The organism is Marinobacter sp. M-5 (assembly GCF_032911545.1).
In the GTDB taxonomy this organism is placed as follows: Bacteria; Pseudomonadota; Gammaproteobacteria; order Pseudomonadales; family Oleiphilaceae; genus Marinobacter; species Marinobacter goseongensis.
In genome coordinates this window covers 1,956,036-1,981,274 of sequence record NZ_JAWJEK010000001.1, presented here as the reverse complement: position 1 = coordinate 1,981,274, position 25,239 = coordinate 1,956,036, and the positions used below count along the sequence as shown (strand labels likewise).

At 59.4% G+C, this 25,239-nt stretch carries 18 protein-coding genes and 3 tRNA genes; 13 read left to right on the top strand and 8 right to left on the bottom strand.

Going from position 1 to position 25,239, the window contains the following annotated elements:
* The first annotated feature begins 101 nt into the window (after positions 1-101).
* Positions 102-2,099: a methyl-accepting chemotaxis protein gene (locus R0125_RS09035; protein ID WP_317237897.1), complete on the top strand. Its 1,998-nt coding sequence runs from the start codon at positions 102-104 to the stop codon at positions 2,097-2,099.
* 14 nt (positions 2,100-2,113) lie between these two features.
* Here the strand turns inward: R0125_RS09035 and R0125_RS09030 are convergent, their stop codons facing one another.
* From R0125_RS09030 to R0125_RS09010, 5 genes are all read right to left on the bottom strand, one after another.
* A complete protein-coding gene (locus R0125_RS09030) occupies positions 2,114-2,671 on the bottom strand; it encodes a cob(I)yrinic acid a,c-diamide adenosyltransferase (RefSeq protein ID WP_248184421.1) in 558 nt (185 codons plus the stop codon).
* Entirely contained in the window at positions 2,628-3,581 is a 954-nt protein-coding gene (locus R0125_RS09025; RefSeq protein ID WP_248184423.1) for a ketopantoate reductase family protein, read from the bottom strand. The genes R0125_RS09030 and R0125_RS09025 overlap by 44 nt, the downstream gene beginning before the upstream one ends.
* A 5-nt stretch (positions 3,582-3,586) precedes the next feature.
* Entirely contained in the window at positions 3,587-6,439 is a 2,853-nt protein-coding gene (locus tag R0125_RS09020) for a valine--tRNA ligase (RefSeq protein ID WP_317237896.1), read from the bottom strand.
* Between the two features lie 83 nt (positions 6,440-6,522).
* Complete coding sequence (locus R0125_RS09015; RefSeq protein WP_317237895.1) at positions 6,523-7,035, bottom strand: DNA polymerase III subunit chi; 513 nt, start codon at positions 7,033-7,035, stop codon at positions 6,523-6,525.
* On the bottom strand, positions 7,022-8,515 hold the full coding sequence (locus R0125_RS09010; RefSeq protein WP_317237894.1) for a leucyl aminopeptidase: 1,494 nt from the start codon (positions 8,513-8,515) through the stop codon (positions 7,022-7,024). The genes R0125_RS09015 and R0125_RS09010 overlap by 14 nt, the downstream gene beginning before the upstream one ends.
* Positions 8,516-8,735: 220 nt before the next feature.
* Here R0125_RS09010 and lptF point away from each other — a divergent pair, with 220 nt between their 5' ends.
* Both lptF and lptG read left to right on the top strand, forming a co-directional pair.
* Positions 8,736-9,833, top strand: a complete 1,098-nt coding sequence (lptF, locus tag R0125_RS09005; protein ID WP_248184433.1) for an LPS export ABC transporter permease LptF — start codon at positions 8,736-8,738, stop codon at positions 9,831-9,833.
* Positions 9,826-10,887 carry an LPS export ABC transporter permease LptG gene (gene lptG, locus R0125_RS09000; protein ID WP_317237893.1) on the top strand — a complete coding sequence of 354 codons (1,062 nt, stop codon included), beginning with the start codon at positions 9,826-9,828 and terminating at the stop codon, positions 10,885-10,887. Before lptF ends, lptG begins: the two co-directional genes overlap by 8 nt.
* A gap of 3 nt (positions 10,888-10,890) precedes the next feature.
* On the opposite strand, the gene R0125_RS08995 is transcribed toward lptG, so the two are convergent.
* Positions 10,891-11,427, bottom strand: a complete 537-nt coding sequence (locus tag R0125_RS08995) for an RDD family protein (RefSeq protein ID WP_248184437.1) — start codon at positions 11,425-11,427, stop codon at positions 10,891-10,893.
* Positions 11,428-11,557: 130 nt separating this feature from the next.
* Between R0125_RS08995 and alaS the strand changes: the two genes are divergently transcribed.
* The 6 genes from alaS (at position 11,558) to R0125_RS08965 (ending at position 16,357) form a co-directional block, all read left to right on the top strand.
* Positions 11,558-14,188 carry an alanine--tRNA ligase gene (gene alaS, locus R0125_RS08990; protein WP_317237892.1) on the top strand — a complete coding sequence of 877 codons (2,631 nt, stop codon included), beginning with the start codon at positions 11,558-11,560 and terminating at the stop codon, positions 14,186-14,188.
* A gap of 103 nt (positions 14,189-14,291) precedes the next feature.
* A complete protein-coding gene (locus tag R0125_RS08985) occupies positions 14,292-15,527 on the top strand; it encodes an aspartate kinase (RefSeq protein ID WP_248184441.1) in 1,236 nt (411 codons plus the stop codon).
* A gap of 181 nt (positions 15,528-15,708) precedes the next feature.
* Complete coding sequence (gene csrA / locus R0125_RS08980; RefSeq protein WP_248184444.1) at positions 15,709-15,906, top strand: carbon storage regulator CsrA; 198 nt, start codon at positions 15,709-15,711, stop codon at positions 15,904-15,906.
* 128 nt (positions 15,907-16,034) lie between these two features.
* Positions 16,035-16,124, top strand: a tRNA-Ser gene (locus R0125_RS08975).
* A 61-nt stretch (positions 16,125-16,185) separates the two neighbouring features.
* A tRNA-Arg gene (locus R0125_RS08970) sits at positions 16,186-16,262 on the top strand.
* An 18-nt stretch (positions 16,263-16,280) separates the two neighbouring features.
* A tRNA-Arg gene (locus R0125_RS08965) sits at positions 16,281-16,357 on the top strand.
* A 47-nt stretch (positions 16,358-16,404) separates the two neighbouring features.
* On the opposite strand, the gene R0125_RS08960 is transcribed toward R0125_RS08965, so the two are convergent.
* Positions 16,405-16,941, bottom strand: coding sequence for a DUF2058 domain-containing protein (locus R0125_RS08960; protein WP_317237891.1), 537 nt, complete (start codon positions 16,939-16,941; stop codon positions 16,405-16,407).
* 106 nt (positions 16,942-17,047) lie between these two features.
* Between R0125_RS08960 and dbpA the strand changes: the two genes are divergently transcribed.
* The 4 genes from dbpA to R0125_RS08940 all read left to right on the top strand — a co-directional run bounded on the left by dbpA (position 17,048) and on the right by R0125_RS08940 (position 22,073).
* Positions 17,048-18,421 (top strand): ATP-dependent RNA helicase DbpA, encoded by a 1,374-nt coding sequence (dbpA, locus tag R0125_RS08955; protein ID WP_317237890.1) that lies wholly within the window; start codon positions 17,048-17,050, stop codon positions 18,419-18,421.
* A 225-nt stretch (positions 18,422-18,646) separates the two neighbouring features.
* Positions 18,647-18,895: an OadG family protein gene (locus R0125_RS08950; RefSeq protein ID WP_248184449.1), complete on the top strand. Its 249-nt coding sequence runs from the start codon at positions 18,647-18,649 to the stop codon at positions 18,893-18,895.
* A 42-nt stretch (positions 18,896-18,937) separates the two neighbouring features.
* On the top strand, positions 18,938-20,725 hold the full coding sequence (gene oadA, locus R0125_RS08945; RefSeq protein ID WP_248184451.1) for a sodium-extruding oxaloacetate decarboxylase subunit alpha: 1,788 nt from the start codon (positions 18,938-18,940) through the stop codon (positions 20,723-20,725).
* 13 nt (positions 20,726-20,738) lie between these two features.
* The gene (locus tag R0125_RS08940) at positions 20,739-22,073 is read left to right on the top strand and encodes a sodium ion-translocating decarboxylase subunit beta (RefSeq protein ID WP_248184453.1); all 1,335 of its coding nucleotides are present in this window, start codon (positions 20,739-20,741) and stop codon (positions 22,071-22,073) included.
* A 52-nt stretch (positions 22,074-22,125) separates the two neighbouring features.
* Here the strand turns inward: R0125_RS08940 and R0125_RS08935 are convergent, their stop codons facing one another.
* Positions 22,126-25,236, bottom strand: coding sequence for an error-prone DNA polymerase (locus R0125_RS08935; RefSeq protein ID WP_317237889.1), 3,111 nt, complete (start codon positions 25,234-25,236; stop codon positions 22,126-22,128).
* Positions 25,237-25,239: the final 3 nt, after the last annotated feature.

Here is a 25,239-nt window from a genome sequence, read left to right as displayed (position 1 = left end):
AGTACCTTAGGCGACAACATTAAAAAGCAATAAAGTTTCATCTTTTTGAAACGCCGTGCGGGGTCAATGTGAAACAATTCATAAAGCCAGCAGTCGCATTGATGAACCGACTGCCGATGTTCTACAAATTCAGTCTGATCAGTGTGCTGTTCCTGCTTCCGATTGTTGGCCTGTCCTGGCTGGTTATCAGCGAGCTGAACCGATCGGTGGATACTATGACCCGCGGTGTCGAGGGTCTCGCTCAGTTGGAGCAGGTGGATACGCTGCTGGATGCGGCTTTTGATTATCGGGATTACCGGGCACCGGGCAAGACCAAGGACGAAATGGAACTGCTGAATCGATCAGAGGATTCTGCCGAAACAATCACCCGCATACTGGATGAGCTTTCAACCCGCGAGTTGGCGTTTGATACGTCGGGAAACTGGAACAAGCAGATTGTCCAGCTCAAGCAGGACTGGGAGTCACTGCGGATTTCAGACAGTTATCAAAGCAACATCGATCCGCAGTTCAGGTACTATCAGGAGTTCGTTCAGAAAGTGCGGGCCATGGTCTCTGCCACCGTCGAGATTTCCGGCCTGGGCCAGGATCCGGCCCCCGAGAACCAGTTGCTGCTCGGGCTGGTAAGCGAATCATTACCGGATGCCCGACACTCTCTCGGACGGGCACGGTCTTTTGGTATTTTTGCACTGGTTGAGGGACAGGTCGGTTACAACCTCAGCGACGGGCTGAATGAAATCTATGACGAACTGACCAACCGGAGCACGCTCCTGGCGCCAGCCCTCTCTGTCGCTCTGGATGCTTCTCCCCGCCTGGGCGAGGAGGGCAGACCTACGGTGGCCAATATTAAAGACAGTCTTGGTCGCGTCCGTGACCTGCTGGATGCCAACATCATCACGCCGATGCGTCTGGAAATGCCATGGCAGGCGTTTGATGCCGCAGTGTCCGAGGAACTGTCACACTACGACACACTGAAAGCGGTGGTGTTCGACGTGGTGCGGGAGAATCTGGACTCCAGCCTGCAAGGGGAAGTCCGGCAGCGCCAGCTGATCATTGTCGCGCTGATTCTGGTTCTTTTGGTGGTGGTGTACCTTTACATCGGTTTCTTCATGTCGGTCCGCAATGCCATTAATCAGTTCAGCAAAGCGGCGCGAACTGTTGCAGACGGTGACATGACCGCCCACATCCAGCTCGACAATCGCGACGAACTGGGTGAGCTGACCACCGAATTCAACAATATGACGGATCGCATCTCAGAGCTGGTGCGGTCGGTGAGCCGGACCACGTCCGAGGTGGATCAGCAGGCCACTCGGGTGAAAGACACCGCCTCCGCCAACAGCGAAGCCGTCGCCCGGCAGATGGAGGAGTCCGGTCAGATCAATGAGGCTATGAACCAGATGGTGGAAGCGGTTCATGAGGTAACCGAAAGTGCCCATCGGGTCTCGGACAGCGCCCACACTGCCGAGCGTGATACCGAAAAGGGCCGTGCGGTTGTGGCGGATACGGTCGACACCATCAATCGCCTGGCGACGGAAATCTCCGGCGCGGTTGACGTTATCAACCGGGTCAGTGCCGACAGTGCCAACATCAGTCAGGTGCTGGTGGAGATCAAGGCCATCGCCGAGCAGACCAACTTGCTGGCACTGAATGCGGCCATCGAGGCCGCCAGGGCGGGAGAGCAGGGCCGTGGCTTTGCGGTAGTGGCGGACGAAGTGCGGTCGCTGTCCCAGCGCACCCACAAATCCACCGAGGAAATCGAGGGTATGATTTCCCGTCTGCAGAGTGGCGTGAAAGATGCTGTGGCGGCAATGACCAACAGCCATGACGTCACGGAAACCACCGTCCGCAAGTCTTCGGAAGTGACGGAAGCGCTGGACCGTATCGCGCAGGGCATCGCGACCATCGTGGACATGAGCCACCAGATTGCCCAGGCCGCTGAAGAGCAATCGGCGGTGGCTCGCAACGTCAATGACAATGTCGAGCAGATCAGTGAGCTTGGTCAGACCACCGCGAGCAACGCCGAGGAAACCCTGGCGTCGTCACGGCAGATGTCAGACCTGACGGCGTCCCTGCAGCGACTGGTCGAGGCGTTCAAGGTCTGAGGGACTGTCCGGCCTCACAGGCCGGACTTCTTCTGTTCCCAGAGTATCTCTTCTCCGCCGTCCCGGCGGGCCAGCACTCGCGCAATCACGAACAGCAGATCCGACAGCCGGTTCAGGTAATGCCGTGAGGCGGTGTTGATGGAATCCTCATGGCCCAACGCCACCACTACGCGTTCGGCCCGGCGGCATACCGCACGGGCAAGGTGGCACTGAGCTGCGCCTGGCGTTCCCCCCGGCAGGATAAAGTTCTTCAGCGGCGGCAGGCCCTCATTGTGCCGGTCCAGGGTGTTTTCCAGCCACTCGATGTGGTCATCACCGATCACCCGGCTGCCCGGAATCGCGAACTCACCGCCCAGGTCAAACAGGTGGTGCTGGATGCGACGCAGGCTCTCTACCAGTTCGTCGTCGTTGTCGAGGGTCTCGATCAACAGGCCGATGTGGCAGTTCAGTTCGTCGGCGGTACCCATGGCCTCGACCCGCTGTGCGTTCTTGGCAATGCGGTTGCCATCGGCGAGCCCCGTGGAGCCGTCATCTCCGGTGCGGGTGTATATCTTGGAAAGGCGATTGCCCATCAGTGTGCTCCTGTTGGTGTGGCGACAGTTGTTGTACCCGTTCGGTCAGCATTTGGTTCACCGGCGTGGCGATGCCGAGGTCTTTTCCCAGTTGCGTCAGATAACCGTTGATGAAGTCGATTTCGGTACGGCGGTCCTGGTGCACATCGGCGCGCATGGACGAGGTGTTGAGTGCGGTGTTCCGGGCGACGAACTCTATCTGCTGGCGCAGGGTTTGCGGGGGGGCGTTGCCTTGACCGCTGGCCCGCATCAGTTCCGATAACTCACCGCACAGATCCTCAATCGTATCCTGATACAGCGGTGCAGACAGTATGTTTCCGTTAGGGCAGTCCAGCAGAGCCGTGTAGGGATTGATGCCTGCGTTGATGACCAGCTTATGCCACAGGCGGCGCAGGATGTCCGTCTCGGGATGGACACGCAGCGGACTGGCGCCCAGTCGCGCGACAATGCTGTCGAGATGGTTGCCTGCGGGTTCCGTCAGCGGCCCCACCCAGGTATCCCCGGAACCGGCATGAACCAGCAGATCCGGTTCGGGTCGGTTGGCGCCCTCGGTGGTACTGGCAGCAAGAATGGGGCGGTCCGGCCAGCGGGCGGTCACCGCCTGCTGACTGCCCAGGCCATTCTGAAAGAGCACAAAAGGGGTGTTTGCCGGAAACCGCTCGATAACGCCGGCAACTGCCTCCAGCGTATCTCCGGCTTTGGTGGTCACCAGGATCAGTTCCGGGGCATCTCTGGCGCGGAGCCAGGGCACTTGAACGGTGGTCTCGGAATCTGTCAGCGGACGAAAACGGTAGCGGATTCCGGCCACAGTCTGAGATGCGCCGGGCCGGGCAATGAAGGCTGCCTGGCCGGCAGGCAATGAGGCGGCCCAAAGCCGCCCCAGAGAGCCTGCGCCCAGAATCGCGATCATGCCGGTTACATGGCCTCGATGTCGGCCCGCTGCTGGCTCAGGCGGGCCTGGCTGCTCTGGGCGTCACGGAGTTTTTCCTGCTCCTTCTCGACCACGTCCGCCGGAGCCTTGGCGGTGAACTTCTCATTGTTCAGCTTGCCTTCGAGGCGGCCGATTTCCTTCTGCAGGCGTTCCAGCTCCTTGTCGAGTCGCCTGAGCTCGGCATCCTTGTCGATCAGCCCCGCCATCGGCACCAGCACTTCCATTTCGCCGACCAGCTGGGTGGCCGACATCGGGGCATTGTCGCCCTCGAGCCAGTCGAGGCTCTCCAGTTTGGCCAGCGAGCTAAGGAACTGGCGGTTATCGTTCATGCGGCGTTTGTCATCGCTTTCTTTACTGCGCAGCAGTACCGGAATTTTCTTCGCTGGGGAGATGTTCATTTCACCACGGACGTTGCGCACCGCCACGATCACACCTTTCAGCCACTCGATATCGGCGGTCACGGCGGCGTCCTGTTTGTTGGCGTCCGGTTGCGGGTATGGCTGCAGCATGATGCTGTCACCGGCCTTCCCGGCCAGCGGGGCAATACGCTGCCAGATTTCTTCGGTAATGAACGGCATCATTGGATGTGCCAACCGCAGCACCGCCTCCAGCACCCGCACCAGGGTGCGACGGGTGCCGCGCTTGGCTTCCGCGCTGGCCGCCTCATCATTCAGCACCGGTTTGGACAGCTCCAGATACCAGTCGCAATACTCGTTCCAGATGAACTCGTAAAGGGCGTAGGCGGCCAGGTCGAAGCGATACTGATCGAGGTGGCGGATCACCTCCTGCTCACAGTGTTGCAACTCGCTGATGATCCAGCGGTCGGCCAGTGACAGCGCCACAGGTTCGTCGTTGATGCCGCAGTCTTCGCCTTCGGTGTTCATCAGGACATAACGGGCGGCGTTCCACAGCTTGTTGCAGAAGTTGCGATAGCCCTCCAGGCGTTTCATGTCCCAGTTGATGTCACGACCGGTGGTGGCCATGGCCGCCAGGGTGAAACGCAGGGCATCGGTGCCGTGGGCGGCGATGCCGTCGGGAAATTCCTTCTGGGTGCGCTTGCCGATCTTCTCCGCCAGTTTGGGCTGCATCAGGTTGCCGGTGCGTTTCTCCAGGAGTTCGTCCAGGCCGATGCCGTCGATCATGTCCAGCGGATCAATGACATTGCCCTTGGACTTGGACATCTTGTCACCATGCTCATCGCGGATCAGACCGGTGACGTACACGGTCTTGAAGGGCACCTGCGGGGTGCCGTCTTCGTTTTTCATGAAGTGCATGGTCATCATGATCATCCGCGCAACCCAGAAGAAAATGATGTCAAAGCCGGTGACCAGCACGTCGGTGGGGTGGAAGGTTTTCAGGCGTTCAGTGATCTCCGGCCAGCCCAGGGTGCCGAAAGTCCAGAGCGCGGAGCTGAACCAGGTGTCGAGAACGTCGTCGTCCTGTTTCAGCTCGAGATCGGCCGTGAGATTGTGCTTCTGGCGCACTTCGTCCTCGTTGCGACCGACGTAGATATTGCCGTCGGCGTCGTACCAGGCCGGAATGCGGTGACCCCACCACAGCTGGCGGGAGATACACCAGTCCTGGATGTCGCGCATCCATGAGAAGTACATGTTCTCGTATTGTTTCGGCACAAACTGGATGCGACCGTCTTCCACGGCCTCGATGGCCGGCTTGGCCAGCGTCTTGGCATCGGCGAACCATTGATCGGTCAGCATGGGCTCGATGATCAACCCGGAACGGTCACCGCGGGGCACGCTCAATACATGGTCTTCCACCTGTTGTACCAGGCCGGCGGCATCCATATCGGCCACGATCTGCTTGCGGGCGGCCTCACGGGTCAGGCCGGCGTAGGCCCCTGGCAGGGCGCCGTCGAGGTCCGTGTTCTCGGTGCCGTCGGCGTTGAAGACTTCGGCCACGTCGCGGATGTTGGCGTCTTGGGTCATGACGTTGATCATCGGCAGGTGGTTGCGCTTGCCCACGGCGTAATCGTTGAAGTCATGGGCCGGGGTGATCTTCACGCAGCCGGAGCCTTTTTCCGGGTCGGCGTGGTGATCGGCCACGATGGGAATCCGCCGGTTTACCAGCGGCAGCATGACATGCTTGCCAATCAGATGCTGGTAACGCTCGTCTTCAGGATGCACGGCCACGGCGGTATCGCCCAGCATGGTCTCCGGACGAGTGGTGGCGACCACGACATAGTCTTTGCCGTCTTGTGTTTTGGCGCCGTCTGCCAATGGGTAGCGCAGGTGCCAGAAGAAACCTTTCTCTTCCTTGTTCTCCACCTCCAGATCGGAGATGGCGGTGTGCAGTTTCGGGTCCCAGTTCACCAGCCGCTTGCCACGGTATACCAGGCCTTCGTCGTACAGGCGGATGAACACTTCCTGCACGGCCCTGTAGAAGCCGTCGTCCATGGTGAAACGCTCGTTGTCCCAGTCCACGGAGTTGCCCAGGCGGCGGATCTGGCGGGTGATGGTGCCGCCGGAGTGTTCTTTCCAGTCCCAGATGCGCTTGATGAAGTCATCCCGGCCGAGATCGTGGCGGGTTTTGCCTTCTTCGGCGGCCAGTTTACGCTCGACCACCATCTGGGTGGCGATGCCGGCGTGGTCGGTGCCGACGGTCCACAGCGCGTTGCGGCCCTGCATGCGCTTGAAGCGGGTGAGGGTGTCCATGATGGTGTGCTGGAATGCGTGGCCCATGTGCAGGCTGCCGGTGACATTGGGGGGCGGGATGGCGATGCTGTAGGAGTCGCCCTCGCCGCTGGGCCGGAAATAGCCTTTGGATTCCCAGTTTTCGTACCACTGGCGCTCAATATTTTCTGGCTGGTAGGTTTTTTCCATGGGGTTCTGCAGTGACCGTTGGTTGATTCACAAGGGAAAATTGAGACGCATGATTATACATGGTCGCCCTGTTTGCGGCGAACCTAACGCTTCCTCTGATCATGCACCCGAGGTTCAATCCCCAGCGCCCGCAACTGCTTGAAATGCGATCGGGCCTGATCCAGCACGGCGGTATCGTTATGCGCAACCAGCGCCAGCCGTTTGAAGCGGTCCGCATCCGCCGGCAAGGTCGCCGACAGAATGATCACGGTATCCCACGCCTCGGCCACCGGCGGACACAAAAGTATGCCCACGGGATCGGTGCAGGTGCTGGCTGAGTCGGGGACAATGCTGTGGGGAATGAAGGCGTCGGGGCTGAAGTTCCACAGCAGGTCGTCCAGCTCTTCCGCGTGCTCTGCGCTGTCACAGACGATGCACACGCGATCGCCCTGTTGCCAGGCTTTGTCCACGAGTTTGACGGCGTGGAGGTTGCGGGCAGAGGGGGTGTTCTGGGCGAGGATGTGGAACCAGTAGTGCTGGTTCTGGTCGTCCGGTCCGGAGGGGCCGGCAGCGGGGCTGCCGGTCTCCTGAGGAGAGTGCGGGTTACTTTCCGGCATGGGACATCAGGTAGTCGACCAGCATGGGTACCGGGCGGCCTGAGGAACCTTTGGCTTTGCCGGAATGCCAGGCGGTGCCGGCGATGTCCAGATGGGCCCAGCGGTACTCTTTGGCAAACCGGGACAGGAAACACGCAGCGGTGATGGTGCCCGCGGGGCGGCCGCCAATGTTGGCCATGTCGGCAAAGTTACTGTCGAGCTGACTCTGATAGTCGTCCCACAGGGGCAGGCGCCAGGCGCGATCACCGGCGCGTTCGCCGGCAGCCAGAAGTTCGTTGGCCAGTTCATCGTTGTTGGCAAGCAGGCCGGTGGCGTGGTTGCCCAGGGCGATGATGCAGGCGCCGGTGAGGGTTGCCAGATCAATGACCGCTGCGGGGTCGAATTTCTTCACGTAGGTGAGGGCATCGCACAACACCAGGCGGCCCTCGGCGTCTGTGTTGAGGATTTCAACGGTCAGACCGGAGAGGGTGGTGACGATATCTCCGGGGCGCGAGGCGCCGCCGTCCGGCATGTTCTCCGCAGCGGCAATCACGGCGACCACGTTGATTTTGGGCTGGGTCTCGGCCAGCACCTGCATGGCGCCAAACACGCTGGCGGAGCCGCCCATGTCGTATTTCATTTCATCCATACCCTCGCCGGGCTTGAGGCTGATGCCACCGGTGTCAAAGGTTATGCCTTTACCCACCAGAACATGGGGTTTGTCTTTGGCTTTACCGCCCCGGTACTCCATCACGATCAGCCGCGGCGGCTGGGTGCTGCCTTTGCCAACGGCCAGGATGGTGTTCATGCCCAGCTTTTCCATCTGCTTTTCGTCAAGCACTTCGGTCTTGATGCAGTCGTAATCCTTCGCCAGTTTTTTGGCTTGCTGGGCGAGCCACTCAGGGTGGCAGATGTTGGGCGGAGTGTTGCCCAGATCGCGGGTAAGGTTCATGCCGCGGCCGGTGGCCAGACCAAGGTTGAAGGCGTCCTTGAGAGCCTTGCCAGCGCCGGACGCTGTTACAACAACCTTGTTGAGTTTGCGCGCGGCGGGCTTCTCGCTCTTGAAGTCGCTGAACGTGTAAAGCTGATCCTCAAGCGTGCGGCCAATGAGGCTGAGGCGGGCGGCCTCGGAGCTGACGGCGTCGTCACCCGTTACCGGGGTGTCAGCCAGGGTGACCAGAGCGGATTTGCCCGGGCCATCCTTGAGCTGGCTCATCATCGCGATGAGTGCCTTGCGGTAAGTGGGCGGCGTCCGGTCAGTGTCGCTGCCGGTACCCACCACGATCACCCGCCCCCAGGGCTGGTCGCTGACGGGAATGACGTTGGTGGTGCCGGTTTTTCCGGTGAGGTCGCCGGCCTTTTGCAGCTTTTTGATCAGCCCTCCCAGCGCTTCGTCGGCCTGGGTGGTGGATGCCGGCCAGGTGCCTTTATCAGGCAGAGCGATAACAAGGCTGTCGGCTTTGGTGCTGATGATGGTTTTACTACTCAGGCTGAAATTCATGGCAACTCCCGTAATGGATTCCGGTTCAGTGCAGAGGACTGTGACTATCTTGCAGGTTTACCCTAAGCATTGGGGTTTCCCGGGGATTTATCAAGCGGTGACAGCTCCTTAACCTTCAGCGCTGTCATTCAGGGCGAAGGTTACATAGAATACGGGCGTCGAATACTCACTCGGTTCTGCTATTCACCGACAGCGATCCAACCCGGCCAGAGACAGCACTTTGACCATCGTTTTCCGATACCTTGCCCGCCAGACCATGATCAGCATGCTTGCCGTTTCCGGTATTCTTTTGCTGGTATTCATGAGTGGCCGGTTCATCAAGTATCTGGCCGACGCTGCGGCCGGGGAGCTGGCAGCAGATGTGCTGTTCCAGATCATGGGGTACCGCTTTCCTGGCTTTCTGGAGCTGATCCTGCCCCTGGGGTTTTTCATCGGCATTCTGCTGGCCTATGGCCGCATGTATCTCGAGAGCGAGATGACGGTGCTGTTTGCCTGCGGTATGAGCGACCGGCAAATTCTGGGCAAAACCCTGCTGGCCAGTATTCCGGTGATGTTGGTGGTCGGGGCCATGAGCCTGTTCGTGTCGCCCTGGGGCATGAAACAGGTCGAGAATATTTTCAACGAGCAACGCAAGGCCACTGAGTTCGAGATGCTGGCGCCCGGTCGTTTCCAGGATCTTGAATCCGGTGGTCGCGTCACCTACACCGAGAGTCTGAGTGACGACAAGCGGGTATTGGAGGGCGTATTCATTGCCGAATATGGTGATGATGGCCTGACGATCATCACCGCCGATTTCGGCTCCCAGTTGATTGATCAGAAAACTGGTAGCCGATTCCTGATTCTGGAGGAGGGTGGTCGGTTCCAGGGGTTACCGGGTCAACTGGAATACCAGATTACCGGGTTCGATGCGTACGGCCTGAAAATCCAGAGCGGCGGCGGTCGAGACAAGGAGCTGGAAGAGGGACTCAGCACCCTGGATCTTATGAAGTCGGATAATCTTGAGGATCGGGCACTTCTGCACTGGCGCTTTACCCTGCCATTGATCGTTCCGATTGTGACCCTGCTGGCGGTGCGCCTGAGCCGGGTGAATCCCCGCCAGGGGCGGTTTTTCCACCTGCTACCGGCGATGCTGGTGTACATCACTTATCTGGGCCTGTTGATCGTCGCCCGCGACGCGCTGGCGGACGGCAAAGTGCCGGAATGGATCGGTCTGCTCTGGGTGCATCTGCTGTTCCTGGGCTTGGGCTTGTGGTTGCAGTTCGGTCCCGCCTGGCTTTACCGGCGACGGCTGACGAAGGAGGTACGCGCCCGTGCGTAAGATTGATCAGTACGTCATGCGGACGGTCGGCGGTGCCATGTTCCTGGTGATGGTGGTGGTGCTGTCGCTGGATCTGATTTTCGGCTTCATCGCCGAGCTGGAAGATGCCCGCAACGATTACCAGACGCTGCAGGCGCTCTGGTACGTGTTCATGACCTTGCCCAGGCGTATCTACGACTATTTGCCGCTGGGTGCGTTCATGGGTTGCCTGGTAGGGCTCGGCGCCATGGCGAGTTCGTCAGAGCTGACGGTTATCCGGGCCGCTGGCGTGTCGCTCAAACGCATTGTCTGGTCGGCGATGAAGCCGGCTCTGGTGGTGGTGCTGATTGGCCTGGTGGTCGGCGAGTATGTGGCACCGCCGGCGGAGCGCATGGCGCAGAGCCAGAAAGCGGTCGAGCAGGGCGCAGGTACCAATATTGCGTCTGCCTCCGGTATATGGCACCGGGAGGGCGAAGTGTTCATGCACTTGAACGCGGTCAGCCCCGAGGGTGATCTTCGGGGCGTATCGTTGTTCCGTTTTGATGACGAGCGCTGGATGCTGTCGGCCAGTTTTGCCGAGCAGGCGACCTACCAGGGAGATCACTGGCAACTGGAAAATGTCGCCACAACAGTGATCGGTGATGAGCAGTTAACCCAGGAAACGCAGGATACCCTGCGCTGGGAAACCGGGCTCTCACCGGCGGTGCTGAGCGTGCTCATTGTCAAACCCGAAAACCTGCCGATGACAGGGCTGTATACCTACGCCAGCTACCTGGATGATCAGGGGCTGAGTTCTGCGAACTACTGGCTCGCGTTCTGGAAGAAAGTGCTGATGCCGGTGGGCACGGCGGTCATGGTGCTGGTGGCTATTTCGTTCATCTTTGGCCCGCTGCGGTCGGTCACCATGGGTTTTCGAGTGTTCACGGGCCTGATCGTGGGACTGCTTTTCAAGTACATGCAGGATCTGCTGGGTCCCATGAGCCTGGTGTTCGGTTTCAACCCGGTGTTGGCCATTGTGCTGCCGATTGCCATCAACGCAGCCGTTGGCGCTGTGCTGATGCGGCGGGCAGGCTGACGCTCAGTTTTTCTCGGGTTTGGGAACCTGCACGACCACGCTGTCAGAGAGCCGGTCGGTGACCGACAGACCGTTGATCGGCCAGAACAGCGCCAGCATGGCAGGCACGGTGATGATCAGGGTGATCCCCCCCAGGTAGTAGGAAGCCAGCAGGGTGAGAAAGAACACCGCGGCGGCAGACGCATAGCGCCACAGCGCCTGGCTCCAGGTCACCGGACTGCCATCGAGGTTCTCGATGCGGATTCGCCAGACTTGCATGGCCAGCGTTTGCCCGGTGCGTGTCCAGAAGTAGGCGAAGAACACGTACAGCACCAGAAACAGCACAAAGGTCAGCAGCGGATCTCCACCCAATGCCCCGCTCTCCGCCATCTGCTCATAGCGATCCCACCCGGTTATCCAGCCGGCGAGCATGGTGTAGATCCAGGTCGCTACCAGAAGCACCGCAATGCAGATCAACCCGTCGTAAATAATGGCCAGCAGTCGTTTGATAAACGTTGCGGGGGGCAGCAGTTCCTCGGCGTCATGGAAGCGTCGGGGCATGGGGTCTCCTATGATGTTTCACGTTTTTCCTGTTCTCGGCGTGTGCTAGAGTAGCGGATTTGCACACGCATGTAAGTATGTGTTCTCAATCATGGACCCGGTCGGGTTTATAGAAGGGTATCAAAGGGCTATGAAAACCGCAGAGTTGCGACAGGCGTTTCTGGACTATTTCAAACAGCAGGGCCATGCCATTGTTCCGAGCAGTTCGCTGGTGCCGGCAGATGACCCGACCCTGTTGTTCACCAACGCCGGGATGAACCAGTTCAAGGATTTGTTTCTGGGCCGTGAAGAGCGTGACTACACCCGTGCGACCACGTCGCAGAAATGCGTGCGGGCCGGCGGCAAACACAATGACCTTGAGAATGTCGGTTATACCGCCCGCCATCACACCTTTTTCGAAATGCTCGGCAACTTCAGCTTCGGGGACTACTTCAAGCGTGAAGCCATCAATTATGCCTGGACGTTCCTGACCGGTGAGGAGTGGCTCAGGCTACCCAAAGAAAAGTTGTGGGTAACGGTCTACGCGTCGGATGACGAAGCCTACGATATCTGGAACAAGGAAATCGGGGTGCCCGCCGACCGCATTGTGCGTATCGGTGATAACAAGGGTGCACCCTACGCTTCCGACAACTTCTGGCAAATGGGCGATACCGGTCCCTGCGGCCCCTGCACCGAAATTTTCTTTGATCACGGTCCGGACGTGGCCGGTGGCCCTCCCGGCAGCCCGGAGGAAGACGGCGACCGTTACATCGAGATCTGGAACGTGGTGTTCATGCAGTACAACCGCACCGCCGACGGCGAAATGCTGAACCTGCCCAAGCCTTCGGTGGATACCGGTATGGGGCTCGAGCGGATCACTGCGGTACTGCAGGGTGTGCACAGCAACTACGAAATCGATCTGATGCAGGACCTGCTCAAGGCCGCCTCGACCATTCTGGGGGGCGTTGCGACAACCGAGGCCTCGTTGCGAGTGGTGGCAGATCACATCCGTTCCTGCGCCTTCCTGATCTCCGACGGAGTGATGCCGTCGAATGAGGGGCGGGGTTTCGTGCTGCGCCGTATCATTCGCCGCGCGGCCCGTCATGGCAACAAGCTGGGCGCCAAGGATGCCTTCTTCCACAGATTAACCGGCGCTCTGGTCGAGCTGATGGGTGACGCTTACCCGCAGCTGGTCAGCAGTCGCAAGCAGATTGAAAAGGTACTGCTGCAGGAAGAGGAGCAGTTTGCCAAGACGCTCGACAAGGGCCTGCGTTTGCTGGAGCAGGACATTGCCGACCTCAAAGGCGATGTGATCCCGGGCGACACCGTCTTCACCCTGTACGACACCTATGGCTTCCCGGTGGACCTGACCAATGACATCGCCCGTGAGTGCGGCCTGTCTCTGGATTATGAAGGCTATGAGAAAGCCATGGAGGCCCAGCGCGAACGGGCCCGTGCTGCCAGCAAATTCGGTATTGATTACAACGCCGCCGGGCTCAGCATTGCCGGCAAGACTGAATTCACCGGGTACGATCATGTGGATGGGCACGAGGCCATTCGCACGGTGATCGTGGGTGACCAGGAAAAAACGGCAGAAGCGGGCGACGAAGCGGTCGTGGTGCTTGCGCGTACGCCTTTCTATGCCGAGTCCGGCGGCCAGGTGGGCGATACCGGCCTGCTGACCTGGAGTGGCGGCCGGTTCCAGGTAACCGATACCCGCAAGGAGGGTGACAACCATCTTCATATCGGCACGGTGTTGGAGGGTGAGCTGTTCTCCGGGTTGGAAGTGGATGCCCGCATTGATCATGCGCGCCGCGAGCGTACCAAGCGCAACCACTCCGCGACCCACCTGATGCATGCGGCCCTGCGCAAGGTGCTCGGTGAGCATGTGAGTCAGAAGGGGTCCCTGGTGGACCCTGACAAGCTGCGTTTTGATTTCTCCCACTTCGAGGCGGTCACGCCCGAGCAGCTCAAGGAGATCGAGCGCCAGGTCAATGAGCAGGTTCTGGCCAATACTCCGGTGCAGACCGAAATCACCGACATGGAGCAGGCCCAGGCCAAAGGTGCGATGGCGCTGTTCGGTGAAAAATACGGTGACACCGTGCGGGTGTTGAGCATGGGCGCCGATAGCTATTCTGTTGAACTGTGTGGCGGTACCCATGTGGCCCGTACTGGCGACATTGGGCTGTTCCGCATCACCTCCGAAAGTGGCATTTCAGCCGGTGTTCGCCGTATTGAGGCGGTGACCGGTTTTGGCGCCATGGAGTGGGTGGATCAGACCGAACAGACCTTGCGCGACGCCGCGAAGCTGGTCAAGGGAAGCCGCGAGACGCTGGTTGAGAAGGTGCAGCAGACCATTGAGCGGAGCCGCCAGCTTGAGAAAGAGATTAGCGGCCTGAAAGCGAAGCTGGCCAGCTCGGCCGGTACTGACCTGGCCGCATCCGCCGCCGAAATCGGCGGTCTGAAAGTGGTTGCGTCCGAACTTGAGGGCGCCGATCGCCAGGCGTTGATGGAAACCGCCGATCAGCTCAAGAACAAGCTGGGCCAAGGTGTGGTTGTGCTCGCCAGCGTTGAGGATGGAAAGGTGACGCTGGTGGCCGGTGTGACCAAGTCGGCCACCGGCCGGATTAAGGCGGGCGATCTGATGAAACATCTGGCCGCCCAGGTGGATGGTAAGGGTGGTGGTCGTCCTGATATGGCTCAGGGCGGTGGTAATGATCCCTCGAAGCTTGCTGAGGCGCTGGCGGGTGTGCCGGCCTGGGTCGAAAAAAATATTGCATGAGCAACTGTTTTGACGGTGGGCTGACGTTTATAATCCCGCCGTTTGATTTTTAACCGGCGGGGCGTTGCTCCGCCATTGTCCCATTCTGGATTCCGGGAAGAAAATGGCTCTGTTGGTTCAGAAATTCGGTGGTACATCGGTAGGGACTACCGAGCGTATTCAGGCCGTGGCCGAGAAAGTGTGTCGCTTCCGCCGCGAAGGGCATGATGTCGTGGTGGTGGTCTCTGCCATGAGCGGTGAGACCAATCGTCTGATCGCGCTGGCAAATGACATTATGGAAGAGCCCACGCCCCGGGAAATGGACGTGCTGGTCTCAACCGGTGAGCAGGTCACCATAGCGTTACTGTCGATGGCGCTGCAGAAGCTGGGGTGCAGTGCCCGCTCCTACACCGGGTCGCAAGTACGCATTGTGACCGACAGTTCGCACACCAAGGCGCGCATCAAGCAGATCGATGAGCAGCGCATGCGGGAGGATCTGGATGCAGGCCGGGTTGTGGTGGTGGCAGGCTTTCAGGGCATTGATGAGAGTGGCAACATCACCACCCTCGGACGTGGCGGCTCGGACACTACCGCTGTTGCTCTGGCAGCGGCGCTGAAAGCCGACGAATGCCAGATTTACACCGACGTGGATGGTGTTTACACCACCGATCCGCGGGTCGTGGACACCGCACGCCGTCTGGACCGGATTACCTTTGAAGAAATGCTGGAAATGGCCAGTCTTGGCTCGAAGGTGCTGCAGATCCGCTCTGTCGAATTTGCAGGTAAGTACAATGTTCCGTTAAGGGTGCTCTCCAGCTTCCAGGATGGTGAAGGTACCCTGATTACTCTTGAGGATGATAACGCCATGGAACAACCGGTCGTCTCCGGCATCGCTTTCAACCGCGACGAAGCCAAAGTCACTATTTCCGGCGTGCCTGATACACCGGGCAGCGCTTTGCGTATACTGAAGCCGGTCAGCGATGCAAACATCGAAGTGGACATGATCGTTCAGAACGTCGGCGAGGATAACCGCACGTCGTTCACCTTCACCGTTCACCGTAATGACTTCAAGCGCGCGAAAGAAGTGCTCCAGGGCGTGGCGGACGAATTGGGTGCCCGCGAGGTGAGTGGCGACAGCAAGATTGCCAAGGTCAGTATTGTTGGTGTTGGTATGCGTTCACACGCGGGTGTGGCCACCAAGATGTTTGAAGCGCTGTCCAATGAGGGTATAAATATTCAGATGATCTCCACATCGGAAATCAAGATTTCCGTGGTGATCGATGAGAAGTATCTCGAGCTGGCGGTTCGTGCGCTCCACAGTGCCTTCGAACTGGACAAGCCCGGGGTGGAGCAAGCCTGATCACGCGGCGTACAGGTCGGTTCGCGCAGGTTTTGGTAAAAAGGGTGTCATTTGCTGCGCCTTTGGCGCCTTGTTCCCGTATAAGGGAATGTGCGTGTTTTGCGCGGTTAGTGACCCCACTATAAAACAAAGAAGTACATTATTTTCGGAACAGGTAGCTCTGAATAAGGGAGAACAGGATATGTTGATTTTGACTCGCCGTGTTGGCGAAACTCTGATGGTGGGTGACGACATTACCGTTACCGTACTGGGAGTGAAGGGGAATCAGGTGCGTATCGGCGTGAACGCCCCGAAGGAAGTCGCAGTGCACCGCGAAGAGATTTATCAGCGTATTCAGAGTGAAAAAGACTCTGAGGGCCCCGAGCCCGGTAACAGCTGAGAAGCCTGAAAAGCCGTTCACGGGAGACCTGAACGGCTTTTTTTATGTCGGGCTGAAATGGGCTGGAAAAATCTCGTGTCAACCCTATGAAAACAGAAAAATTATGGTAGTATACGCCCCGTTCTCAAGGAGAGGTGGGTGAGTGGCTGAAACCAGTTCCCTGCTAAGGAACCGTACGAGCAATCGTACCGAGGGTTCGAATCCCTCCCTCTCCGCCATTTTCCATCAAGGAATTGCGAGAGCCGGTTGGGTTGGCAACCAACCAGAGCGAAATGATGCGCGGCTGTAGCTCAGCTGGATAGAGTACCTGGCTACGAACCAGGCGGTCGGAGGTTCGAATCCTCCCAGCCGCGCCAATTTCGCCCCAAGTTTAAGCGGCTGTAGCTCAGCTGGATAGAGTACCTGGCTACGAACCAGGCGGTCGGAGGTTCGAATCCTCCCAGCCGCGCCACATCAAATAAAAAACCCCGCGTTAAGCGGGGTTTTTTATTTATCTGGTTACCACATCAAGTCATCCGGAATCTCATAACCCGCATACGGGTCGTCCTCACCCACATCATCCTTCTGTCGGTCGTGCAGAACCACCACCGCGCTCTCATCACGCTCCTGAATCTTGCGCGCCACGCCTTCCGCCACAATTTCATACTGATCATTCACGAACACGATGGCCAGGCGGCCCCGTGACAGCTGGTCCACCATCTTGTCATCCACAAAAAGCTTCTTGATCTTCTTGTCGTGAACAAACTGATAGGACGTCTCGCCCCGCGACCGATCCAGGCGGTTGGTGTCCACCAGCTGGCGAATCTGGGCCTGGATCGCCTTTTTCTGGGCCTGCTGCTGGCGCTCAAGGTTCAGCTGCCGGTCACGTTCGGCTTTCTCTTCTCGGGCCTTGCGCGCGCGCTCCTCCGCCTCGTTGACCTGTACCGTGCCTTTGGGCTGCTGTTTGCGCTGTTTCCGTTTTTCGCTGCGAATGGCCTTGGCTTTTTTCTCGTCTGCCAGCCCGGCCTTCATCAACTGATCCTGAAGTGATGCCATCTACGACTCCGTAAATTGTTGCTATCTCGAATGCGCTGATAGAGTAGTATACGCGGACTGCCAACTCCGCCATAACCAGCGTTATTCATTTCAGGAATTTCTGTCTATGTCTTCCTTTAACCAGCTTGGTCTGTCTCAGGCCATGGTCTCCAATCTTTCGCAGCTGGGTTTCACGCAGCCAACGCCCATTCAGGCCCAGGCGCTGCCACCAACGCTCTCCGGGAAAGACGTCATCGCCATGGCGCAAACGGGCAGTGGTAAAACCGCCGCGTTCGGCATCGGTCTGATCGAGAAGCTCAACCCAAGGCATTTCGCTGTCCAGGGGCTGGTGCTCTGTCCCACCCGTGAGCTGGCGGATCAGGTTGCGAAGGCGCTGCGGGAGCTGGCGCGGGCGCAGGCCAACGTCAAGGTGCTGACACTGTGTGGCGGCGTTGCCATCGGACCCCAGATCGGCTCACTCAGCCATGGCGCGCACATTGTTGTGGGCACCCCGGGTCGGATCCAGGACCACCTGCGCAAAGGTACGTTAACGCTGGAGTCCCTAAAGACATTGGTGCTCGATGAGGCGGACCGGATGCTGGATATGGGGTTCCAGGACGCGGTGGAGGACATCATTGCCCAGGTGCCTTCCCGCCGCCAGACGCTGATGTTTTCCGCCACCTGGCCCGAGAGTATCCGCACTCTGAGTGAGCGTTATCAGTCCACTCCGGTGGATATTCGCGTGGAAGCGCACGAAGAAAAGCCGGATATTCGCGAAATATTCTACGAAATTGAGCCAGGACGACAGGCGGACGCACTGGCGGCGGTGGTGTCGGACCTGCAGCCCGCATCCTGCATTGCTTTCTGCACCACCAAGCAGCAGTGCGATGAGCTGGCGGCCGACCTTGAGAGCCGCGGCTTTTCCGCGTTGGCACTGCACGGAGATCTGGAGCAGAAAGACCGGGACAGCGTGCTGGTGCGTTTCGGCAACCAGAGTTGTGCGATTCTCGTGGCCACCGATGTGGCGGCCCGCGGTCTGGACATCAAGTCGCTGCCGCTGGTGGTCAATGTTGAGCCGGCCCGTGATCCGGAGGTACACACCCACCGGGTGGGGCGCACCGGTCGTGCCGGTGAAACCGGCAATGCGGTGACCTTCTGCACACCGTCCCAGGGCCACAAGATCTCACGGTTGGAGTCTCAACGGGATCAGCGGGTGCAATGGGGAGATGCGCAGGCGCTGCTCGCCACGTCGGATAAACCGGTGAAGCCTTCAATGCGGACGCTGTGTATCTCTGGTGGTCGCAAGGACAAGGTCCGCCCCGGCGACGTGCTGGGCGCGCTGACGGGGGAGGCGGGGCTGCCCGGTAAGCTGATTGGCAAGATTGACCTGTTTGATTTTCAGTGCTTCGTGGCGGTTGACCGCAGTGTCGCTGCCGAGGCGCTCGGCAGGCTGGAGAATGGCCGCATCAAAGGCCGTAAAATGCGCGTCCGATATGCCTGAATGATCCGGCGGCTGAGGCCTGCAGCCTGTTGTCATTGAGGGTCGCTTGCCTCGGAAAGCGCGTATAGTAATTCGCATTCAGGTTGCTCGACGCGACCTAAAACGGTAAATTACGCAGGATTTTGCCTCCCGAACTGAGTTTCAGGCCAGTAAGACCAAAGTTGCAGTGGGCCTGGGGTGTAAATCGGGGTAAATCAAATAACTCAATACAGGTAGCTGTTCGTTATGAATGAGCTGATGTCACAAGCCGTTGATCTGATGATTGCAGGCATGGGATTCGTGTTCGTGTTCCTGATCATTCTGGTTTTCGCAACCGGTGCCATGTCCAAGATCATCTCGCGGTTTGCGCCAGAGCCGGCAACCCCGGCGAAAACGCCACGTGCCAAGCCCAAGGCTCCCACGTCGGTTGACCCCGACACGGCGGAAGCCATCAAGAAGGCGATTGCACAATTCCGGTCACGCCACAAGAAGTGACCTGGCTGACGTATTAGAACCTTTAAACAGAAGGCTGACACGATGACTGACACAAAGAAACCGCTGGGGATTACGGACGTTATCCTGCGTGACGCCCACCAGTCCCTGCTTGCCACCCGCATGCGGCTTGATGACATGCTGCCCATTGCCGAGAAACTCGACAAAGTCGGTTTCTGGTCTCTGGAATCCTGGGGTGGAGCTACCTTTGACTCCTGTATTCGTTACCTGGGCGAAGACCCCTGGGAGCGTATCCGCGAACTGAAAAAAGCCATGCCCAACACCCAGCAACAGATGCTTCTGCGCGGTCAGAACCTGTTGGGTTATCGTCATTACGCGGACGATGTGGTAGATCGTTTCTGTGAGCGTGCCGCCGAGAACGGCGTGGACGTATTCCGTATCTTTGATGCCATGAACGATCCCCGTAACCTGGATCGCGCCATCAAGGCTGTTCGCAAGACCGGCAAGCATGCCCAGGGCACCATCGCCTACACTACCAGCCCGGTGCACACCATCGAGATGTGGGTAGAGCTGGCGAAGGAAGTCGCCGACATGGGCGCTGATTCTATCGCGATCAAGGACATGGCGGGTATTCTCAAGCCCTACGTGGCTTTTGACCTTGTCAGCCGTTTGAAGAAAGAGCTGGATATTCCCATCCACATGCAGTGTCACGCCACCACGGGCATGTCGACCGCCACCGCCATCAAGGCGGCGGAAGCCGGTATTGATAACGTCGATACCGCCATCTCTTCCATGAGCATGACCTACGGTCATTCGCCCACCGAGGCTGTGGTTGCGATTCTGGAAGGTACTGACCGTGATACCGGTCTCGACCTGAACCTGCTGGAAGAAATTGCCAGCTACTTCCGTGAAGTTCGCAAGAAGTACGCCAGATTTGAAGGCAGCCTCAGAGGCACGGATTCTCGCATCCTGATTGCCCAGGTGCCTGGCGGCATGCTGACCAACATGGAAAACCAGCTGCGTGAGCAGAACGCCAGTGACAAGTTCGACCAGGTGTTGGATGAGATCCCGAAGGTTCGCGAAGACCTGGGCTTCATCCCGCTGGTTACCCCGACTTCCCAGATTGTGGGTACCCAGGCGGTACTGAACGTGTTGACCGGCGAACGCTACAAGTCCATCTCCAAGGAAACCTCAGCCATCCTGAAAGGCGAGTACGGTGCTGCCCCCGCGGCGATGAACAAGGAGCTTCAGGAGCGTGTTCTGGACGGCAAAGAGCCTGTTACCTGCCGTCCGGCGGACCTGCTCGAGCCGGAAATGGACAAGCTGACCGACGAGCTCAAGAAGCTGGCCGAAGAGAAAGGCATCAAACTGGCTGACAACACCGTAGACGACGTACTGACCTACGCGCTGTTTCCGCAGATTGGCCTCAAATTCCTCGAGAACCGCAATAACCCTGATGCGTTCGAGCCGGTTCCGACTGCCGGAAGCAGTGCTCCGGCCACCAAGGCGGACGGCCCTGAGACGTACACAGTGGAAGTGAATGGCAAGAAGTTCGTGGTTGCCGTTTCCGAAGGTGGCGAAATCACCCAGATCCAGGGCGAGGGTGGTGCAGCGTCTGCGCCGGCAGCCTCTTCAGCTCCTGCTCCGGCTGCTGGTGAGGGCGAGCCTGTGCTTGCGCCGCTGGGCGGTAACATCTTCAAGGTGCTGGTTTCACCGGGGGATACCGTGGAAGAGGGCGAAGTGATGATTATCCTCGAGGCCATGAAAATGGAAACCGAGGTTCGCGCACCGAAAGCCGGTACGATCGGTGAAGTCTTCATCAAGGTCGGTGATGCCGTCTCCCCTGATGATGAAATGCTGACAATCGCATAAGGGCCAGCATTCCATGGATAAATTACTGACGCTCTGGACAGGTAGTGGCCTGTTCAACATCGAGATCGGCCAGGTGATCATGATCGCTATTGGCCTTGTTCTTCTCTTCCTTGCGATTCGCAAGGGTTTTGAGCCTCTGCTGCTGGTGCCGATTGGTTTCGGTGGCATCCTGGCGAATATTCCGGAGGCAGGCCTGGCCCTGACTGCGGCGGAAAATGCGATCCACTTTGCGTTGAAGGGTGGCACGACCGAGATCCTTGCGGCGCTGGCAGCGCCGCTGGACGTGGCCTATCAGGCCGGACAGGCCGTTACGCCGGAACTGAAAGAAGCGTTCAAAGTGGCGGTGAAAGAGGCCAGTTATTCCGAAATGGCGATGGCAAACGCGATCGCTCAGGATTTCGGTTACGGCAATGGCATGCTGTATAACTTCTACTCGGTGGTTATCGGCAGCACCATCGGGCCTCTGTTGATCTTCATGGGCGTCGGTGCGATGACCGATTTCGGTCCTCTGCTTGCCAACCCCAAGACCCTGCTGCTGGGTGCCGCTGCCCAGTTCGGTATTTTCGGCACGGTGATTGGTGCCGCGCTGCTGGATTGGTTGGGTATTCTGGACTTCACGATTCTGGAAGCAGCCGCCATCGGCATCATCGGCGGGGCGGATGGTCCTACATCCATCTACGTGTCCAGCGTTCTGGCTCCGCACTTGCTGGGTGCGATTGCGGTGTCTGCCTACGCCTACATGGCGCTGGTGCCGATGATTCAGCCGCCGATCATGAAGGCGCTGACCAGTCAGAAAGAGCGGGCCATCAAGATGTCCCAGCTCCGCCCGGTGAGCAAGAAAGAGAAGATCGTCTTCCCGCTGGTGGTTCTGATTGCGGTGGTTCTGTTCCTGCCGGATGCGGCGCCGCTGTTGGGTATGTTCTGCTTCGGTAACCTGATGCGCGAATGTGGCGTGGTGGAGCGTCTGAGCGACACCGCCCAGAATGCCTTGATCAACATCGTGACCATTTTCCTGGGGCTGTCCGTTGGCTCCAAGCTGATGGCGGACAAGTTTCTGGACGGCCAGACGCTGGGTATCCTGGGGCTGGGCATTGTGGCCTTCGGTGTTGGTACCGCCTGTGGTGTTATGATGGCGAAGCTGATGAACCGCTTCACCAAGGAAGCCATCAACCCGCTGATCGGTTCTGCCGGTGTATCCGCGGTGCCGATGGCGGCCCGGGTATCCAACAAGGTCGGTCTTGAGGCCAACCCGCAGAACTTCCTGCTGATGCACGCCATGGGTCCCAACGTGGCCGGCGTTATCGGCTCTGCAGTGGCTGCCGGTGTGATGATCAAGCTCCTGAGCTGATCTCCACCGAGTAGTACCGAAAACCCCGCCTTCGTGCGGGGTTTTCTTTTTTCTAATGAAAATTCCGGGAATCAACGGGCAATGAACGAATCAGATGGCTCAGATCCGAGAGTTTCCCCGCCATCACATGCATAATCTCGCCTTGTCGTTCCAATACGCCCTTCACATGCAGCAGCCGCGCGGTCAGCAGTGGCTTTCGCTGCCGCCGTGCAGTTTCCAGCCACACCACCACATTCACATTGCCGGTCTCATCCTCAAGAGTGACAAACGTCACGCCGGAGGCCGTGCCTGGGCGCTGGCGACCGGTAACCAGGCCGGCCACCTGAACGGGGATGCCGGCTTTGGTGGTTTTGAGCTGTTCGGCACTCAGGCAGAACTTCAGATGGCCCTGTTCCCGCAGCAGGGCGAGTGGGTGGCGCTGCAATGTGAGGCCCTGGCTGGCGTAGTCGGCAAGGACGCTCTGGCCTTCGGTGGGCTCCGGTAGCTGATGACAGTGTTCCGGGAGGTACTCTGCGGCGGCTTCCTCCGCGAACAGTTCCGTCGGTTGTTCGTGGTCCAGCAATTGCCAGTAGGCCTGGTGGCGGTTACTGGTGAAGTCGGGCATGGCGTTGGCGCCGGCCAGCAGCTCCATGTCCCGCTGATTGAGGCTGGCCAGACGGCGCAGTTCGCTGGTGGAGCGGTAGCCGGTTGCGGGCCGGTACTGGTGAAGGCGTTCGGCGCCGCTTTCCGACAAGCCCTGTATCAGGCGCAAGCCCAGCCTTAGCTGGCGGGTGGGGCCTTCCAGGGTGTGGTCCCAGTGGCTATGGTTTACATCCGGCGGCAGCAAAGCCACGTTGTGGCGGCGGGCATCCTGTACCAGTTGTGAGGGGGAGTAGAATCCCATGGGCTGGCTGTTGAGCAGGGCGCAGTAGAACGCCGCCGGGTAATGACGCTTGATCCAGGCGGACACGTACACCAGCAGGGCAAAGCTGGCGGCGTGGGATTCCGGGAAGCCGTAGCCGCCAAAGCCACAGATCTGTAGATACAGGCGTTCGGCAAAGTCGGCGTCGTGGCCACGTTCGAGCATGCCGCTGATGAGTTTGTCGCGGAACGGGGTCAGGTCACCGTGGGATTTCCAGGCGGCCATAGCCCGGCGCAGCCGGTCGGCTTCCCCGGCGGAGAAGCCGGCGGCCACCATGGCCAGTTTGATCACCTGTTCCTGGAAGATGGGCACGCCCAGGGTGCGTTCAAGCACTTTCCGCACTTCGTCGTTGGGGTAATCCACCGGTTCCAGGCCGTGTTTGCGGCGCAGATACGGATGCACCATGTCACCCTGGATCGGCCCGGGGCGAACAATGGCCACTTCGATCACCAGGTCGTAATACGTCTCCGGCTTCAGGCGCGGCAGCATGTTGATCTGGGCGCGGGATTCCACCTGGAATACGCCGATGCTGTCGCCTTGTTGCAACATGGCGTAGGTGTCCGGATCTTCTGCGGGGATGTCCTGCATGGCAAAGGGTTGGCCCTTTTCCTCACTGATCAGTTCCAGCGCCTTGCGAATGGCCGAGAGCATGCCCAGTGCCAACACATCCACTTTCATCAGCCCCAGGCTTTCCAGATCGTCCTTGTCCCACTGGATAACGGTGCGACCTTCCATGGCGGCGTTCTCCACCGGCACCAGTTCCGCCAGTGGCCCGGCACTGATTACGAAGCCGCCGACGTGCTGTGACAAGTGGCGGGGAAAGCCCAGCAGGGTGTTGACCAGGGTGAAGAAGCGGTCGGCTATCCGGGGGTTTCGAGTCAGGCGTTTGTCGAGGATCTGCTGGCGCCAGTCGGTGGCCTTGTCGCGCCAGTCCACACCATTGAGCAGCTGTTCGACCAGCGCGGAATCGAACCCCAGGGCTTTGCCGACATCGCGGATTGCGCTGCGGGGGCGGTAGCGGATAACGGTGGCGGCCAGTGCCGCCCGCTCGCGGCTGTAGCGGCGGTAAATGTACTGAATGACCTCTTCACGGCGCTCGTGCTCGAAGTCCACGTCGATGTCCGGCGGCTCGTTGCGGTCCTTGGAGATGAAGCGCTCGAACAGCAGATCCACTTTAGTGGGGTTGACCTCGGTGATGCCCAGGCAGTAACACACTGCGGAATTGGCGGCGGAGCCGCGGCCCTGACACAGAATGCCCTGGCTGCGGGCAAAGGCGACAATGTCCTGAATGGTGAGGAAGTAATGCTCGTACTTCATCTCGGAAATCAGTGCCAGCTCCTTGCGGATCAGAGCCTGCACCGTCAGTGGTGTGCCACCGGGAAAACGCCGGCGCTCGCCTTCCCGGGTCAGGCGGTGCAGGAAGCTGACGGGGGATTCGCCTTCAGGCACCAGGTCGGGCGGGTATTCGTAACGCAGGCTGCCGGGCTCGAAAACACACCGCTCGGCGATGGCCAGGCTTTCTTTCAGCCAGGCCTCGGGAAATAGCCGCTGCAATACCGCCAGGGGGCGCAGGTAGCGCTCGCCGTTCTGGAACAGGTAGCGGCCGGCCTGTTCCAGCGAGGTGTTGTGACGCAGGGCGGTGAGCACATCCTGTAATGGCTGGCGTTCGCGGCTGTGCATGTGCACCTGCCCGGTGGCGGTGATCGGGCAGCGCAGGTCCGAGGACAGCTGGCCTATCCGGCACAGGTGGTGGTCTTCCCCGGATTCCAGGGTGCGGCTGGCGCCCAGCCACAGGCGATCGCCAAACAGCCAGTGCAGCCACTCGCCGCTGGCCAGTGCTTCGTCGTAGCTGGCGTTGGCCGGCAGGGGTGGCAACCACAGGCACAGGCAGTCCTCGAGAGGATGAGTTTCCAGATCCTCACGGAACAACCGGTATTGGCCTTTCTCTGCCCGGCGTCGGCCGGTGGTAATCAGTTGGCACAGCTGGCCGTAACCGGCGCGGTTGCGGGCCAGCAGGATGAACTGCGGTGGGGTGCCGTTGGCCGGGGCGTTTTCAAGTTCAAACCAGCTGCCGGTGATCAGCTTTACCGGGCTGTCTTTGAGAGCCGCCCAGGCTCTGGGAATACCAGCGACGGAACAGGCATCGGTAATGGCCAGGGCACGATAGCCCAGTTCCGCTGCCTGCTCGGCCAGCTCATAGGGATGTGAGGCACCGGTCAGAAAAGTGAAATTGCTGAAACAGTAAAGCTCGGCGTAAGACATGGG